Origin of the sequence: Amycolatopsis nigrescens CSC17Ta-90 (genome assembly GCF_000384315.1) — a bacterium.
Classification (GTDB): Bacteria; Actinomycetota; Actinomycetes; order Mycobacteriales; family Pseudonocardiaceae; genus Amycolatopsis; species Amycolatopsis nigrescens.
The window spans coordinates 2467445-2482103 of record NZ_ARVW01000001.1 but is presented as its reverse complement, the minus strand read 5'-3'; the positions used below and the strand labels follow the sequence as shown (position 1 = coordinate 2482103).

General features: G+C 71.5%; 20 protein-coding genes. 12 read left to right on the top strand and 8 right to left on the bottom strand.

The genetic code is table 11. The features are described 5' to 3' along the window. The first annotated feature begins 29 nt into the window (after window positions 1-29). The 4 genes from AMYNI_RS0111470 to AMYNI_RS0111455 all read left to right on the top strand — a co-directional run bounded on the left by AMYNI_RS0111470 (window position 30) and on the right by AMYNI_RS0111455 (window position 3966). Complete coding sequence (locus AMYNI_RS0111470) at window positions 30-440, top strand: hypothetical protein (protein WP_020668154.1); 411 nt, start codon at window positions 30-32, stop codon at window positions 438-440. Beyond that, window positions 437-739: a helix-turn-helix domain-containing protein gene (locus AMYNI_RS50110; protein ID WP_020668153.1), complete on the top strand. Its 303-nt coding sequence runs from the start codon at window positions 437-439 to the stop codon at window positions 737-739. The genes AMYNI_RS0111470 and AMYNI_RS50110 overlap by 4 nt, the downstream gene beginning before the upstream one ends. Before the next feature lie 72 nt (window positions 740-811). Further along, window positions 812-3511 carry a helix-turn-helix transcriptional regulator gene (locus tag AMYNI_RS50515; RefSeq protein WP_026360313.1) on the top strand — a complete coding sequence of 900 codons (2700 nt, stop codon included), beginning with the start codon at window positions 812-814 and terminating at the stop codon, window positions 3509-3511. A gap of 152 nt (window positions 3512-3663) precedes the next feature. Beyond that, complete coding sequence (locus AMYNI_RS0111455) at window positions 3664-3966, top strand: hypothetical protein (protein WP_020668151.1); 303 nt, start codon at window positions 3664-3666, stop codon at window positions 3964-3966. A gap of 16 nt (window positions 3967-3982) precedes the next feature. Here AMYNI_RS0111455 and AMYNI_RS0111450 read toward each other — a convergent pair whose 3' ends face one another. Continuing rightward, window positions 3983-4423, bottom strand: a complete 441-nt coding sequence (locus tag AMYNI_RS0111450) for a nitroreductase family deazaflavin-dependent oxidoreductase (protein ID WP_020668150.1) — start codon at window positions 4421-4423, stop codon at window positions 3983-3985. 201 nt (window positions 4424-4624) lie between these two features. On the opposite strand from AMYNI_RS0111450, the gene AMYNI_RS44380 reads away from it, so the two are divergent. Further along, window positions 4625-5176, top strand: coding sequence for a hypothetical protein (locus AMYNI_RS44380; RefSeq protein ID WP_020668149.1), 552 nt, complete (start codon window positions 4625-4627; stop codon window positions 5174-5176). 5 nt (window positions 5177-5181) lie between these two features. Here the strand turns inward: AMYNI_RS44380 and AMYNI_RS0111440 are convergent, their stop codons facing one another. The 3 genes from AMYNI_RS0111440 to AMYNI_RS0111430 are packed head-to-tail and all read right to left on the bottom strand — an operon-like array spanning window position 5182 to window position 6447. Next, entirely contained in the window at window positions 5182-5703 is a 522-nt protein-coding gene (locus AMYNI_RS0111440) for an SRPBCC family protein (RefSeq protein ID WP_020668148.1), read from the bottom strand. Further along, window positions 5700-6026, bottom strand: coding sequence for an ArsR/SmtB family transcription factor (locus AMYNI_RS0111435; protein ID WP_020668147.1), 327 nt, complete (start codon window positions 6024-6026; stop codon window positions 5700-5702). Before AMYNI_RS0111435 ends, AMYNI_RS0111440 begins: the two co-directional genes overlap by 4 nt. 31 nt (window positions 6027-6057) lie before the next feature. Continuing rightward, complete coding sequence (locus tag AMYNI_RS0111430) at window positions 6058-6447, bottom strand: DUF4345 domain-containing protein (protein WP_020668146.1); 390 nt, start codon at window positions 6445-6447, stop codon at window positions 6058-6060. 85 nt (window positions 6448-6532) lie between these two features. Between AMYNI_RS0111430 and AMYNI_RS0111425 the strand changes: the two genes are divergently transcribed. Further along, on the top strand, window positions 6533-7147 hold the full coding sequence (locus tag AMYNI_RS0111425; protein WP_040406799.1) for a TetR/AcrR family transcriptional regulator: 615 nt from the start codon (window positions 6533-6535) through the stop codon (window positions 7145-7147). Between the two features lie 12 nt (window positions 7148-7159). Here the strand turns inward: AMYNI_RS0111425 and AMYNI_RS0111420 are convergent, their stop codons facing one another. Genes AMYNI_RS0111420 through AMYNI_RS0111410 form a run of 3 tightly spaced genes read right to left on the bottom strand, consistent with a single transcriptional unit; the run spans window position 7160 to window position 8539 of the window. Beyond that, on the bottom strand, window positions 7160-8020 hold the full coding sequence (locus AMYNI_RS0111420; RefSeq protein WP_020668144.1) for a class I SAM-dependent methyltransferase: 861 nt from the start codon (window positions 8018-8020) through the stop codon (window positions 7160-7162). Continuing rightward, on the bottom strand, window positions 8017-8361 hold the full coding sequence (locus tag AMYNI_RS0111415; protein ID WP_020668143.1) for a VOC family protein: 345 nt from the start codon (window positions 8359-8361) through the stop codon (window positions 8017-8019). The genes AMYNI_RS0111420 and AMYNI_RS0111415 overlap by 4 nt, the downstream gene beginning before the upstream one ends. A gap of 1 nt (window position 8362) precedes the next feature. After that, the gene (locus AMYNI_RS0111410; protein ID WP_020668142.1) at window positions 8363-8539 is read right to left on the bottom strand and encodes a ribbon-helix-helix domain-containing protein; all 177 of its coding nucleotides are present in this window, start codon (window positions 8537-8539) and stop codon (window positions 8363-8365) included. 269 nt (window positions 8540-8808) lie between these two features. Between AMYNI_RS0111410 and AMYNI_RS0111405 the strand changes: the two genes are divergently transcribed. Further along, window positions 8809-9921, top strand: coding sequence for a serine hydrolase domain-containing protein (locus AMYNI_RS0111405; RefSeq protein WP_020668141.1), 1113 nt, complete (start codon window positions 8809-8811; stop codon window positions 9919-9921). A 37-nt stretch (window positions 9922-9958) separates the two neighbouring features. Here the strand turns inward: AMYNI_RS0111405 and AMYNI_RS0111400 are convergent, their stop codons facing one another. Continuing rightward, window positions 9959-11113 (bottom strand): C40 family peptidase, encoded by a 1155-nt coding sequence (locus AMYNI_RS0111400; protein WP_020668140.1) that lies wholly within the window; start codon window positions 11111-11113, stop codon window positions 9959-9961. Window positions 11114-11219: 106 nt separating this feature from the next. On the opposite strand from AMYNI_RS0111400, the gene AMYNI_RS0111395 reads away from it, so the two are divergent. From AMYNI_RS0111395 to AMYNI_RS0111375, 5 genes are all read left to right on the top strand, one after another. Next, a complete protein-coding gene (locus AMYNI_RS0111395; RefSeq protein ID WP_020668139.1) occupies window positions 11220-12044 on the top strand; it encodes a biotin--[acetyl-CoA-carboxylase] ligase in 825 nt (274 codons plus the stop codon). A gap of 88 nt (window positions 12045-12132) precedes the next feature. Then, a complete protein-coding gene (locus tag AMYNI_RS0111390; RefSeq protein WP_020668138.1) occupies window positions 12133-12741 on the top strand; it encodes a PH domain-containing protein in 609 nt (202 codons plus the stop codon). A gap of 1 nt (window position 12742) precedes the next feature. Continuing rightward, on the top strand, window positions 12743-13690 hold the full coding sequence (locus AMYNI_RS0111385; RefSeq protein WP_020668137.1) for a hydroxymethylglutaryl-CoA lyase: 948 nt from the start codon (window positions 12743-12745) through the stop codon (window positions 13688-13690). Window positions 13691-13888: 198 nt separating this feature from the next. Next, the gene (locus AMYNI_RS0111380; protein WP_026360311.1) at window positions 13889-14338 is read left to right on the top strand and encodes a YbaB/EbfC family nucleoid-associated protein; all 450 of its coding nucleotides are present in this window, start codon (window positions 13889-13891) and stop codon (window positions 14336-14338) included. Next, on the top strand, window positions 14320-14655 hold the full coding sequence (locus AMYNI_RS0111375; RefSeq protein ID WP_020668135.1) for a hypothetical protein: 336 nt from the start codon (window positions 14320-14322) through the stop codon (window positions 14653-14655). Before AMYNI_RS0111380 ends, AMYNI_RS0111375 begins: the two co-directional genes overlap by 19 nt. Window positions 14656-14659: the final 4 nt, after the last annotated feature.

The window sequence follows — 14659 nt, the reverse complement described above, 5'->3', positions numbered from 1 at the left end:
ACGTCCGACACAGGAGGTGACTGCTCGTGATGGGCACAGCGTCGCGGGGTGACGGGATTCAGTACCAGAACATCGATGGGGTGTGCCATCACCTGGCCAGGGTGGTGCACGGCCGGGACGGCACGGTGATCACGGCGATCTGCGGCAAAGTCGCAGACGCCAGGACGAACGACCTGATCGGCTCATCGCAGAGCCGTTGCCAACGGTGCATCGCGACTTCCGCGGTGCTCAGCAGGTCGGGACGGCGCGCGGTGGACACTCGTCCGGCGGGTTACCGGCCGATCAGGAAGGGCACGCGGCACCGCACGCGGCTCGACGCCGAGCCGCCTGCCGGGACGGTCGTGCACCTGCTGTGCGGCGGCTGGCACCGGGTGCGCCGCCGGGACAGGGCTCCGCACATCTACGACTGCCATGCCTGCGACGAGGTGGCCAACCAGTGAGCACCGACGCGTTGTCGCCCGCCGAAGAGCCGAGCGTGGCCGGCCTGCGGCCTGACCTGGGGCCGCCGCTCGCCGAGCCCAATGGCGCCGAATTCGTGTGGCTGATGGCCGAGCTGGTCCGGCTGCGCAACCGGCGCGGCCTCAGCCAGAAGGAGGTGGCCGGGCGAATGGGCGTCGACCCGGCCACGATCTGCCGCCTGGAGCAGGGCGTGCGCAGCGAGGTACGGGTGTCCCAGCTCCAGCGGTACGCCGGCACGATGGGCCTGCGGGTGGCCATGGTCATCACGGTCGCGGACTAGCTGGTCGTGCGCACAGCTGGCCAACACGCGCGCGCAGCTGGCCAACACGCGCGCGGTGGGTAGCCTGCGGGGGTGTTGTATGGGAGGGGCGAGGAGAAGGCCGAGGTGGAGCGGCTGATCGACGGGGCGCGGGCGGGGCGTAGCGGGGTGCTGGTGGTGCGCGGGGAGGCCGGCATCGGCAAGACGGTGCTCCTCGATCATGCGGCCGCGTCGGCGACCGGGCTGCGCGTGCTGACCGGCACCGGGATCGAGGCGGAGGTCGCGCTCCCGTTCGCCGGACTGCACCTGTTGTTCAACCGGCATTTCGACCGGATCGACGGGTTGCCGCCGGCGCAGGCGCGGGCTTTGCGCGGCGCGCTCGGGCTGGCCGTGGTGGACCCGGCCGCCGGGAGCGACCGGTTCCTGGTCGGCCTCGCCGTGCTGACCCTGCTCGCGGACGTGGCCGAGGAGCGCCCGCTGCTCTGCCTGGTGGACGACGCGCACTGGTTCGACCAGGCGTCCACGGACGCGCTGCTGTTCGCCGCCCGGCGGCTCGAGGCCGAGGGCGTGGTGCTGGTCTTCGCCGTCCGGGAGCCGCACGGGCCGGCGTTCCCGGCGACCGGGCTGCCCGAGCTTCGTCTGTCCTGTTTGGACACTGAAGCGGCGGAGGCGGTGCTCGCCGTGCACGGCGGCGGGCTGCCTCAGCACGAGAAGCGGCAGATCCTCGAACAGGCGAGGGGAAACCCGCTGGCTCTGCGGGAAATGGCGGTGGCGAGGCGGCAGAGCTTCACGCCGAGCCATCCGTACGGGGTGGCGGGGCTGCCCGTGCACAGCCGGATCCAGCAGTCCTTCGCGGACCGGGTTGCGGTACTTCCCGAGCGCACCCGCGACCTGCTGCTGGTCGCCGCCGCGGACGGTTCCTGCGACACCGGCAACGTGGTCAAGGCGGCCGAGCGGCTCGGTTCGTCAGCCGCGGACCTGCAGCTCGCGCAGGACCACGAGCTGCTGATGTTCAACGAGGGCTGCATCGGATTCGTGCATCCGCTGATCAGGGCGGCCGTCTACCAGGGCGCGCCGCTGGACCGGAAGCTGGCCGCGCACCAGGCGCTCGCCGACGTGCTGGACGAGCGGGCCGATGCCGGGCGGCGTGCCTGGCACCTGGCCGCGGGCAGCACCGGGCCGGACGAAGAGATCGCGGCCATGCTGGAGCGCACCGCCGAAGACGGCCGGGCCCACGGCGGGCACGCCGCCCCAGCCGCGGCGGCCTACCAGCAGGCGGCCGCGCTCAGCACCGGGCCCGCCGAGCGTGGCAGGCGACTGGCCGCCGCGGCGCGGGCCGCGGCCGAGTCCGGGCAGCTGGACTGGGCGGCGACACTGGCCGACCAGGCCGCAGGGCTGCTCACCGACCCGGTGGCGCTCGGCGAGGTCGCGCTGATCAGAGCGGCCGTCGCGGACGAGCGGGGCCGGCCGGCAGAAGCGCACGGGATACTGGCCGACGCGGCGGTGCCGGCCGCGGCGCGGGCACCGGAGACGGCGCGCCGGATGTTCTTCTCGGCGGTGGAAACCGCTTGGGCGGCAAGCGATCCGGCCGCGATCGAGCGGGCGGTGCGCGAGGCGGGACGGCTGGGCCTCGACCAGGACGGCCGGGTTCGCCGGCTGGCCGCCCTGCGCACCGGCGCGCCCGGTGCCCTGGACGCGCTGCGCGAACTGCTGGCCTCGGCCGGCGGACTTTCGGAGCCGCGGGACCGGGTCGCCGTGGCGGGCTGGCAGCTGCTGCGCGGTGCGGACCTCGCCGCGCACGAGCTGGCCGCCGGCGTGGTGCGGGCCGGCAGGGCGGGTGGCGCGCTGGGCGTGCTGCCGTCCGCGCTGGCCGTGCTCGCGGAGACCGAGCTGCACCTCGGGCGGCCGCACGACGCGCTGGCCGGTGCCACCGAAGGGCTGCGGCTCGCGAAGGAGATCGGGCAGCGGCAGCACGCCGGCCGCCTGTCCGGGGTGCTGGCGCGGCTGGCCGCGATCGAGGGCGCCGAGCGCCGGTGCGCCGAGCTGGCGGCGGACGCGGCCGCGGAAGGCGGCCCGGCCGGTGCGGTACGGGCTTGGCTCGCGCTCGGCCTGCTCGATCTCGGCCTCGGCAGGCACGAGGCCGTGCTGGGCAGGATGTCGGAGTACCACTCGGTTCCCGGCGGGCTGGAGGTGGCGGCCGGGCTGCCCGATCTGGTGGAGGCCGCGGTCCGGTCCGGGCGCGGCGACCTGGCCGAGGCGGCGACCGCGAGCTACCGGGACTGGTCGGTCCACAGTGGACAATCGTGGGCGGAGGCGGTGGCGCTGCGCTGCCAGGCGCTGCTCGTCGAAGACGCCGACGCACTGTTCACCGAGGCGCTCCGGGCGCACGGCCGGGACGGCACGCGGCCGTTCGAGCGGGCACGCACCGAGTTGCTCTACGGCGAATGGCTGCGCCGGGCGCGCCGCCGGACGGACGCCCGCGGCAGGCTCCGCTCGGCGGGGGAGACCTTCGAGCGGCTCGGCGCTACGCCGTGGGCGGAGCGGGCCGGCACCGAGCTGCGCGCCACCGGGGAGAGCCGGACCGCGCGGGAGCACGGGCCGGACCCGCTGGCCAGGCTCACCCCGCAGGAGCTGCAGGTGGTCCGGCTGGCCGCCACCGGGCTGAGCAACCGGGACATCGGCGCACAGCTCTTTCTCAGCCCCAGGACCGTGGGCTACCACCTGTACAAGGCGTACCCCAAGCTCGGCGTCGCCTCCCGCGCCGAGCTCACCCGCTTCGACCTCGCCGCCTGAGGGCAAATAGTCGGCTATTTGCCGGTTGGGCTGGGACCGGATCACCGGTGAGTTGGGAACGGTGCCTCTTGTCCAGGGGTCGCCCGTTGCCCGAACGTGGTGCACGGGCCGGTATCGCGCCGTTGCCCGCCGGAACGGAAAGGACCTCGCGGATGACCGTCGATGGCACCTGGAACCTCACCATCGCCACGCCGATCGGCCGGCACGACGTCGTACTCGAACTGTCCACAAAGGATGGCGTTCTGCAGGGCAGCGCGGAGAACGGGCCAGAGCGGGTGGTGCTGAACAACCCCGTGCTCAAGGGCAACCGGCTGACCTGGTCGCAGGTGGTGACCAAACCGGCCAAGCTGACCCTGAAGTTCGACGTGACCGTGGACGGGGACAGCATGACCGGCAGTTCGAAGGCCGGCCTGCTGCCCGGGTCCAAGGTCGTCGGCCAGCGCGTCTCCGCCTGACCCGTTCCGCCGCGGGCTATGTCACCCGGTGCAGGGTGACGACCGGCAGCACGCGGGTGGTGCCGGCCTGGTAGTCCGCGTAGCCGGGGGCGGCTTCGGCCGCCAGCGCGAAGAGCCGGTCGCGTTCCCCGGCGGGCGGGATGACCGCGGTGGCCGGGTAGGTCTCGGCGCCGAGCTCCACGGTGACCATCGGGTTGTGGCGAATGTTGTGGTACCAGCCAGGATTCGCCGGACCACCGCCCGCCGACGCGATAACCAGTGCCTGCCCGCCGACCTCCAGGTAGCCCAGTGGCACCGTGCGGGGCTTGCCGGTTTTCGCGCCGGTGGTGGTGAGCAGCACCAGGGTCGCGCCCTCGAACATGCCGCCCACTTTTCCGTTGTTCGCCCGGAACTCCGCGATGATCGCGCGTTGCAGTTCCAGGAATTCTTCGAGTACGAACTCTTTTTCTTTGGTCACAAGGAGATCCCTTGCTCCGCGGGCCTCCATGCCGACGACGTCCACCTGCCGCCGATACGCGATCCGCGGGAGCCATGAAACACGAGTCCCGTCGCCCGCGCAAGATCGCGGGAGCTGGCCGCAACCGGACACGGCGGCCCGGGACCCCTCCCGGCGGTGTTGGCTAGCCTCCTGGCCGTTCGTGGTGAAAGGGTGACTCGGATGCGGAACTCCAGGCAGGCGAAGGCCATGCTCACGATGCTGGGCGCCGCACTGGCGCTCGCCGGGTGCGGCTCCGGCGGTTCTGACGGTGCTGATGATGCCGCCGCGCCGGATGTTCCCGCCGCCCCGCCGAGCAGTGCCGCGCCGGTCGCGGCGGACGGCACGGACTTCACCGCCTGCACGGACGGGAACTGCGAGGTGCTGGTGTCCGCTCCGGCCGACATCCCGGTGGGCGGCCATGGCGGCGGGATCACGAAGCTGTCGGTGGTCACCTTGGACGCGGCCGGGCTCAGCTTCAAGACCGAGACGGATGGCGGCGGCGGTTCCGGTGAGCTCAAAGGCGGCTGCGTGCTCACGTTCTACAGCGGTGGCGGTGGATCGAGGTGCACCAGCGGCGGTGAGCCGACTGCACCGGAAGCGCAGACCGGGGTGCTCGCGATGCAACTGGTGAGCGCCACGGACAAGGGCGTGGTGGTCCGGCTGGTGGCGGGCCCGGACGGTCCGCCGCCGAGCTCACTGGTACCGCGGATCCCGCAAATCCCGTCCTGGTAACCGGTTCAGGGTGATACCTCCGTCTGCCTTCGCGATGCGGCGTAATCGGGGGCGACCTCCTGGTAGCGCTCGAGCCAGGAGGGCAGGGCCGTTCCGGCGAGATACGACTCCAGCCGGTCGAGGTAGGCGTGCGTGCCGGGGGTGAAGCCCTTCGCGTTGCGGACCCCCAGCCCGCGATGGGTGAAGGTGAGCACGGTGCTGTCGCCTTCGCGCGCCAGCTCGTACCGGACCACGCTGTCCCCGATGAGGGACTGGTACCACTCGTGTTCCAGCACGTGCGGCGGATCCCAGACCAGGATCCGGCCGGTCATCCGCTTCTGCTCGGCCGTCCCCGGCGGCTCCGACGGGACCATGTCGATGACGCCGCCGGCGCGGCCGTCGATGCTGGTTTCGCCGAACCAGGCGGCTCGCTGCGCCGGATCGGCGATGGCCGACCACACCGCTTCGACCGGATACGGCAGGTGCCGGACGAAGGTGAGGATCGCGCGCTCGCCGTCCAGCGTCAGCTCCCCGAGGCGATGGCTCACGACTTTCCTTCCCGCTTCGGGTGCGTGTTCGCCAGATGTTGTTCCAGCGCGCCGAGATGCCGGGCCCAGTAGCGGCGGTAGCGGCCGATCCACTCGTCGATCTCCAGCAGCCCGTCCGCGCGCAGCGCGTAGATCCGGCGCTGCCCGTCCGGGCGGACCTCGACCAGGTCGACCTCCCGCAGGATCCGCAGATGCCGGGACACCGCGGGCTGGGTCAGCCCGGGCAGCGTCGCGACCAGCTCACCCGCGGACCGTTCGCCCTCGGCGAGTGCGTCCAGCAGGGCCCGCCGGTTCGGTTCGGCGACGGCTTCGAACACGTCCATGGGAAAAGTATTGCCTCGGACGTATATAGCGTCAAGCTGATGCTCGGGCCTTCTCGTCCGCGGTCGACAGCCAGAAGTACAGCGGGGGCAGCACGAGTTCGATGACCGTCAGGGCGATCTGGAACCACTGCGGCCAGCCGTAGATCGCCAGTGACAGCAGCCGGCCGACCGCGCCGAGCAGGAAGATGCCGGTCAGCCACCGCACCACCTTCGAAGGGATCGGGGACTGCCTCGCCGTCCAGATCCAGGCCAGGCCGTAGCCGAGGAAGAGCGCCCCGTAGAACCGCTCCCGGCTGTCGACGGTCGCGCCGGCTGAACCCTCGCCGGGTACGGAGTCGATACCGAGGGCGAAGTGGAAGACGCCGATCGCCACGCAGGCGATCCCCATGGCCAGCGCGAGTCCCTTGAGAAGCCTGGCCATACCGGCCCCCTTCGCCTAGTAGACACATGTCTAGTAAGACGAACGTAGAACTGGTAGTAGACACCTGTCAAGTAGTGTGGGGATCGTGACCGCACGTCGAAGGCTCGACCCAGCCGAGCGCCGCAGCCAGCTGCTCGAAACCGGGGCTCGGCTGTTCGCCGCGAAGCCGTACGACGAGGTGTTCATGGAGGACGTCGCCCAGCGCGCCGGGGTTTCCCGCGCGCTGCTGTATCGCTATTTCCCCGGCAAGCGGGACCTTTTCGCCGCGATCTACCAGCAGGCCGCGGACCGGCTGCTGGCGATCACCCAGCTCGACCAGGCCGGCCCGCTGCTCGATCAGGTGGCAGCCGGGCTGGACGCGCATTTCGACTACTTCGTCGCGAACCGGAACACCGTGCTGGCGGCGAACCGGGTGCTCGCCGGCGACCCGATGATCCAGGCCATCATCACCGACGAGCTGGCCGAGCTGCGCCGGCGCGTGCTCGACGCGACCGGGCTCGAAGGCCGTCCCAGGGAACTGGCGTCGGTCGCGCTGATGGGCTGGCTGGTGTTCGTCCGGGTGGTCTGCGTGGACTGGCTGACCAACGAGGGTTTCTCCCGCGACGAACTGCGCGAGCTGTGCGTCGGCGCCCTGAGGGGAGCGCTTGGCGCGGTGGTGGACGCCGACCGGCTCCTCGATCCCGGTCGCCGGAACCGGTGACCAGGTGAGTGCTCAGGTGGTGGCCAGCAGGAAGTCTTCGCCGCTGGAAGGGCGGAGCCCGTCGGGCCGACCGGTGAAATAGCGCTCGGCCAGTGCGGTTCCCGGCACGTGCCGGGCATCTTCGAAGCCGCTGTCGATGGCCAGCGCCAGCATCTCCCGCGGGGTGTAGAAACTGATGAACGGCGTTCCGGCGGACTTGGCGCCGTTCTCGCTCGTCCGGAGTCCGGGACGGTCCGCGTCGTCGAGAAGTTCGGCCGGCAGCAGGAAGGTCATGGCCAGCGTCGAGCCCGCGGCGAGTCCGGCGAGCCGGCGCAGGGTGGCCGCGGTGGCGTCCTTCGTGAGGTACATGGTGACGCCGGTGGAGACCACGACCGCGGGCCGGTCCTGGTCGAAGCCGGCCGCGATCAGCCGTTCCCACCAGGACTGGCCGGTCTCGAAATCGACCGGCACCAGCCGCAGCCAGTCGGGGATGTGGTAACCGAGTTCGAGCAGACGCCGGCGCTTCCATGCCTGGGTGTCGGGCTGGTCGATCTCGAACACCCGGAGCCGGGCGGCGATCTCCGGCCTGCGCTGGGCGAAGGTGTCCAGGCCGGCGCCAAGGATGACGTACTGGCCGACCCCGACCCCGTCCGTGGCCTGCTCGGTGACCAGGTCCTCGACGAAGCGCGCGCGGGCCACGATGGCCGCCCGCAGATTCCTGGTGGCGTCCGGGTCCATGTCCTGGCGCTGACGCCAGCCCTCACCGGGGGCGGCGAGCCGCAGGCCGACTTCGTCTTCGAGCACGTGCGGCGGCGCGTCGACGCCGACGTGCATCGCCCGCCACAGGGCGACTCGCACCGCCGTGTTGTCCGGCGCACCGGTCTGTGCGGTCATTTCGCGGCCGGTGCCTGGAGGCTCCACAGGCGCCCGTCGGGGTCGCGGACGGTCATTTCCCGGGTGCCGTAGTGGGTGGGCTCGAACGGGGTGACGACCTCCACGGCGGCGTCGGGCCGGAACGCGTCGGCGTCCGGAACTTTCAGCACCATCCGGGTCTGGGGAGCACGGTCCTCGGGAACCTCGGCGATGAACACGTAGGGACCGTCGCCGTTTCGAAGCTGGCCGGAGTTGTGGTCGGTTTCGAATTCCAGCTTGAAACCCAGTGCCTGGAAGAACTTCGCGGCCTTGCCCCAGTTGTGGGTTTCCAGGAACACGGCCTCGATCCCTTCGGTGGTCACGTCAGGTCTCCTTTCCGGGCGGTTGCCGTTGGTCGTGGGTGTCGTCGAGGTAGGCGCGCAGTGCGTCTGCGACCAGCGCCGAGAGGGACGAGCCCGTCTCGATGGCGTGGTGCTTGACCTGCTTGATCAACCCGATCGGCAGGTACACGTTGAACTGCTTGACGTCCTCATCTCCCACGAGCTGATGCTAGCATACTAGCAACGGCGCCAGTGAAGGCGCCGCGCACACCACGAGAGCCCGGCCCGGACAACGATTACCAGTCGTACGTGTCCAGATTCGAGGACATCGAAGCCGCGCTCCAGTCCCGCCGTCAGTCGGGCTAGCCGAGTTTCATCGCGTGCCGTTAGCGTCCTCCGGATCTGCCTGTCTCGGACGGGACTGGATGAAGGGGAGAGAGGATGCGCGGGAACGCCAGGTGGGGCGGAGTCCTTGCCACGGTTGCGGGGTTGGCCATCGTCGTCGTGCCGTGCCCGGCCCAAGCGGCACCGGTCGCGGAGGATTCGCACGCGCTCACGCAGCGGAAGTTGGACGATCTGGTGGGCGGCTCGCCTGGGGCGCCGGGTGGCGAGGTGGTCGCCGGCGACCACCACCGCACGTGGCAGGTGACCTCCGGCACGACCGAGGTCGGCGCCCAGCGCACCTTCCAGCGTGCCGATCACGTGCAGATCGGCAGCTACACCAAGACCTTCGTGTCCACCGTGGTGCTGCAACTGGTCGCGGAGGGCCGGGTCCGACTGGACGCCCCGATCGAGCGGTATCTGCCCGGGCTGGTCGACGGCAACGGCTACGACGGCAACACGATCACCGTGCGCCAGATCCTGCAGCACACGTCCGGGATCGCCGATTACCTGACACCGCTGCCACACCACGGCGGGCTGTACAACCCACTGCTGCACCAGCGCACCTGGATGCCAGCGGAACTGGTGCGGGAGGCGCTGACCGAGCGGCCGCACTTCCCGCCGGGGACGCGGTGGGAGTACTCGAACACCAACTACACCATCGCGGGCATGCTGGTCGAGAAGGTCACCGGCCGCGGGGTCGGCGATGAGATCACCAACCGGATCATCCGCCCGCTCGGGCTCGCCCACACCTCCTACCCGGCCGCAGGGCACAAGGCCATGCCTGCCCCGCACGTCAACGGCTACATCGGGGTGCGCGCCCTCGGGGTGTGGATCGATGTCACCGAGGCGCTCAACGAACCCTCCTACATGGGCGCTGCCGGCAGCATGGTCTCCACCCCCGACGACATGACCGCCTTCGCGCAAGCGCTCGCCGATGGCAGGCTCCTGCCGCCGGCTGAGATGGCCGAGATGACCCGGTTCATGCCCATCACCGTGGACCAGAAGGCCGACGGCTACGGGCTCGGGCTTTACCAGCTCAGACTGTCCTGCGGCGGTGAGGCCATCGGGCATTACGGGGGTACCGCGGGATTCGGGGAGGTCACCATGGCCACCGCCGACGGCCGACACGCCACGGTCGTCGTCAACAGCCCCCTGCCCGCCCTCAACGCCGACATGACCACCGTCGTCGACGCCGCCCTCTGCGACACCCGGACATGATCTCCTCCGGCGAAGACGAGACGGGGTCGCGACGCGGTCAGGGCCGGGCGGCCCCGGCGTAGTCGTCGCCCTTGCGGTGGTAGGTGTGGATCTGGATCGCCTGGCCCTCGGTGGGCGCGTTGATCATCAGGCCGTTGCCGAGGTAGAGGCCGACGTGGTGGATCCGGGTGGCCGGGCTGCCGTAGAAGACCAGGTCGCCCAGCGCCGGCTCCTGCCCGCCCGGCACCGGCGGCAACGCGCGGAACTGGCTGTCCGCGGTGCGCGGCAGGGAAAGCCCGGCGCTGTCGTAGGAGGCCTTGGTCAGCCCGGAGCAGTCGAACCCGGCCGCGCCGCCGTCCGGGCCGTTGCCGCCCCAGACGTAGGGCAGGCCGAGCTGGTCCAGCGCGAACCGGGTGGCCATGGTGGCCGCGTTGCCCGCGTTCTGCGGCGCCAGTGAAAGCGCCGCGTAGAGCTGCGCGTTGCCGAGCACCTGCTGGCGGAACAGGTCGGAGTCGCGGTAGGTCTGGATCGCCTTCCACCAGCCGTTGCCGGCGGTGAGGTCACCCGTGGCGCAGAGCACCCGGCCCGCCGCGACGGAGGCGTCGTCGATGTCCTGGATGTTCGGCTCCGCGCTGCCCGGAATCGCGTCGCCGCCGCGTTTCCACTCCGCCGCGGAGAGCTGCATCGGCCCGCTGCGCTGTTCGGCGGCGGCCTCGCCGGCGGCACCCTGCAGCGGCACCGCGCCCAGCGGCTTTACCGCCTTGCCGTCCTCGGCCAGCTGCCCGCCACCGAACCGGCCGTGGTCCGAACCGGCCTTGCCAAGCCCGGCCAGCGTCACCCAGGACAGGTGACAGCCCGGCCGTTCGGTCCGCAGCACCAGCTCGCCGGTGGCGTAGCCGGCGAGCGCGCGGGCCGGAATGTCCAGCGGCCCGCTCATCCCGGCGGCCCAGGCGTCCAGCGCCTTGCGGCCCTCGTCCGGCGCTTCGGCCTGGACCGGAGCGCTGGCTTCGAGCACCGAGGGCCCGGCCGGCACCGAGCCGCCGCCGGCGGTGGGCACGTCCGGCACCGGGGCGGACTGCGCGACCGGCGCCGGTTCCTGGTCGCGGGTCAGCAGCCAGCCGGAGGTCACCAGCGCGCCGACCATGATGAGTGCGATCAGCGCGCGGCCGATCGCGCCGCGGACCCAGGTCCGGCCGGTGGGGGAGGTCGTCACCTCGTCAACATTAGGAGAAGGGCGTGCGCGGTCCACAAGTACACAACGAACACGAAAGCGGGAAAGTACGCTGCCTCAGTGGGCAGTGCCTCATTACGCTGAGCGGATGACCGAGATAGACGGCACCAGGCTGCGTGCGGAACTCGAGGCACCGGCGGGCCCGTACGACAACGTCAAGGTGGTGGCGAGCACCGGCTCCACCAATGCCGACCTGCGCGCGGCCGCCGCCGACGGTGCCGCGGACCGGACCGTGCTGATCGCCGCGGAGCAGACCGCAGGGGTGGGCCGGCGGGCGAGGCACTGGAGCTCGCCGAAGGACGCCGGCATCTACGTCAGCCTGCTGCTTCGGCCGCGTGAAGTGTCCTTCGCCGACGTGGGCTCGTTGTCCATCGTCGCCGGGCTGGCGGTGATGGACCTGGCCGCCGAACTCGGCGTGTACGCGGTGCTGAAGTGGCCGAACGACGTGCTGGCCGGGCCGGACGCGCGCAAGTGCGCCGGCATCCTGTCCGAAGCGGTGGCCTCCGAGGAACTCGCGGTGGTGCTCGGCATCGGGCTGAACCTGCGGCCCTCGCGCGAGCACGTGCCGCCGGGGCCAGGTGGGCTGCCCGCCACGTCACTTGGCGAAGAGGGCGCGAAGACCACCGACCGGACCGCGGTGTCCGCCCTGCTGCTGGCCGCGCTCGCCGACCGGGAGGCGCGCTGGCGGGCCGGTGGCGGCAACCTGGCCAAGGCCGGGATGCTGGACGACTACCGCAAGCACTGCGCGACCCTCGGCCAGCAGGTGAAGATCATGCTGCCGGACGGCGGGCAGCTGCACGGCACGGCCGCGGACGTGGACTCCTCCGGCCAGCTGCTGCTGGTCGGCCAGGACGGCAGGCCGCGGACCATCTTCGCCGGTGACGTTGTTCACCTGCGCACGGCCGACCAATAGCCGCGGGACGTGGGTCGCGAACCGCCGTCCGGCGGGATCGCCGGTACCGTAAGGCCGTCAGCTGACTCGAGTTCGGGGAGCGTCCGACGTGGCCTATCCAGACGATCTGCTCAGTTCAGGCGAGCAAGTCGTGGTGCACAGTCATCCGCATTTCAAGATGCTGGTCGCGCCGCTGCTAGTGCTGATCGTGGTGCTCGGCGGGGGCATCTGGCTGGCGCTGCTGGCCAGGGACCTGGACGCCCCGTGGAACCTGGTCTCGCTGATCGCCATCGGCGTGGTGGCCCTGCTGCTGATCGTGTGGCGGTTCCTGACGCCGCTGGTGCGCTGGCGCACCACGCACTTCATCGTCACCACGGACCGGATGATCTTCCGCGAGGGCGTGGTCAAGCGGACCGGCATCGACATCCCGATGTCCAGGATCAACAGCGTGCAGTTCGAGCACGGCCTGTTGGACCGGGTGTTCGGCTGCGGCACGCTGATCGTCGAGTCCGCCTCGGACGAGCCGCTGCGCTTCGACGACATCCCGAAGGTGGAGCGCGTGCACTCGATGATCTACCGCGAGGTCAACGACAACCCGTACGACGACTTCAAGCGCCAGGGTCACCCGGATCCCTACGGCCAGGACCCGGGCTACCCGCAGGGTCCGCCGCAGACCCCGCCGCCTGGTCCGGCACCGCGCGGTCGCGGGCGCCGCTGACGTGGGCGCGCGGGAAGTAGGGCTGCCGGACCGGGTGCCTGCCAGCTCCGGGCTGCCGCGGCGGGTGCGGATCTGGGAGGTCGGTCCGCGCGACGGGCTGCAGAACGAAGCGACCGTGGTGCCGCTCGAGGTGAAGCTGGAGTTCCTGGACCGGCTCGCGGACGCCGGGCTGGACACCCTGGAGGCGACCAGTTTCGTGCACCCGAAGTGGGTGCCGCAGCTGGCCGACGCCGAGCAGCTGCTGGCCGGGCTGAACCGGCGCGACGGGGTCCGGTACCCGGTGCTGGTGCCCAACCGGAAGGGCCTGGACCGCGCGCTGGCCGCCGGGGTCGGGCAGATCGCGGTGTTCGCCAGCGCCACCGAGACCTTCGCCAAGCGCAACCTGAACTCCGGGCTCGAGGAGCAGTTCGCCCTGTTCGAGCCGGTGCTCGCGGACGGGCTGGCGGCCGGGATGGAGATCCGCGGCTACCTGTCCATGTGCTTCGGCGACCCCTGGGAGGGCGCGGTACCGGCCGAGCAGGTGGTCGCGGCGGGTGTCCGGCTGCTGGAGCTGGGCTGCTTCCAGCTCTCCCTCGGCGACACGATCGGGGTGGCCACCCCCGGCCAGGTCGAGGCGCTGCTGGCCGCGTTCGGCGCGGCCGGGATCGAGCCGGATCGGCTCGCCGTGCACTTCCACGACACCTACGGCCAGGCGCTGTCGAACACCCTGGCCGCGCTGCGCTGCGGGGTGACCACGGTGGACTCCTCGGCCGGCGGCCTCGGCGGCTGCCCGTACGCGGAGTCGGCCACCGGCAACCTGGCCACCGAGGACCTGGTGTGGATGCTGGACGGCCTCGGCATCGAGCACGGCGCCGATCTGGACGCCCTGGTCGCCACCAGCGCCTGGATGGCGCAGCGCCTCGGCCGCCCCAGCCCTTCCCGCGTCGTCCGCGCCCTCACCGGCTCGTGAGTACTTTGTGTTGCCCCGGCAACACTTTTCACTCACGACGTCTGACCTGCGGAATTGCGGTGCTTATGTGGCGCTGACGGCCGGTCGGCCATTCTTTGCGTGATCGGTTCCGCACGGTGCGGAACCGACCCGGCCGGTTGTGCGTCAGAGGCAGAGCCGTCCGCTGTGGCTGTACCGCCGATGCTGGAGGAGAGTGCCGTGACCGAGCACCGGGCACAGGTTGCCGAGTTGCTGGCCGACTACCAGCGCAGCCGTGCGCAGCTGGCCTCGGTCCAGCGCGAGCTGGCCGCGATCACCGCCAGCGCGGAGAACGCGGACCGCACGGTGACCGCGACCGCCGGCCCGCGCGGCACGCTGACCGGACTGGTCATCGCCGAGGACGCCTACCGCCGGTACACCCCGGCCGAGTTGGCCGCGCAGATCGTGCGCACCGCCGGGGCGGCCGCGGTCAAGGCGCTCACCGGGGCCGGTGAGGTGCTCGCGCCGGTGCTGCCCGGCGGCACCGACCCGCAGGCGCTGCTGCTGGGCACGGGTGATCTTTCGGCGGACGAGATCGCGCCACCGCCGCCGAAGCCCGATCCTGATGACGACGTGAGCTTCGAGGAGCAGAGCTGGGTGGAGGAGCAGGAATGGCCGAAGCCCCGATGAGCGAACCGGGTTTCCAGGTCGATCAGGAGCGCCTCGCGTCCGGCGCCAAGGAGTTCGACGGGCTGGTGGAGCGGGCCGCGAAGATCGCCGCGGAGCTGGACCAGGCGCTGGACGGCGCGGCCGCGGCCTGGGGCTCGGACCAGGTCGGGCAGAGCTTCGCCGCGGCACACGGAGGCAAGGCCGAGGAGGCCGCCGAACGGCTGCGTGGTCTCGCGGGCGGGCTTTCCGGCGTCGGCGAGTCCTTCACCGCGGCCGCCGCCAAGTACCGGGCCGGCGAGTCCGACGCGACCGACACCGTCACCGGTACCGAGGGATAGGGGC

Bases quoted from the DNA above. Each gene is read 5' to 3' on its own strand.
- AMYNI_RS0111470 (WP_020668154.1), top strand. From the start codon at position 30: ATGGGCACAGCGTCGCGGGGTGACGGGATTCAGTACCAGAACATCGAT.
- AMYNI_RS0111455 (WP_020668151.1), top strand. From the start codon at position 3,664: ATGACCGTCGATGGCACCTGGAACCTCACCATCGCCACGCCGATCGGC.
- AMYNI_RS44380 (WP_020668149.1), top strand. From the start codon at position 4,625: ATGCGGAACTCCAGGCAGGCGAAGGCCATGCTCACGATGCTGGGCGCC.
- AMYNI_RS0111435 (WP_020668147.1), bottom strand. From the start codon at position 6,026: ATGGACGTGTTCGAAGCCGTCGCCGAACCGAACCGGCGGGCCCTGCTG.
- AMYNI_RS0111430 (WP_020668146.1), bottom strand. From the start codon at position 6,447: ATGGCCAGGCTTCTCAAGGGACTCGCGCTGGCCATGGGGATCGCCTGC.
- AMYNI_RS0111420 (WP_020668144.1), bottom strand. From the start codon at position 8,020: ATGACCGCACAGACCGGTGCGCCGGACAACACGGCGGTGCGAGTCGCC.
- AMYNI_RS0111395 (WP_020668139.1), top strand. From the start codon at position 11,220: ATGACCGAGATAGACGGCACCAGGCTGCGTGCGGAACTCGAGGCACCG.
- AMYNI_RS0111375 (WP_020668135.1), top strand. From the start codon at position 14,320: ATGGCCGAAGCCCCGATGAGCGAACCGGGTTTCCAGGTCGATCAGGAG.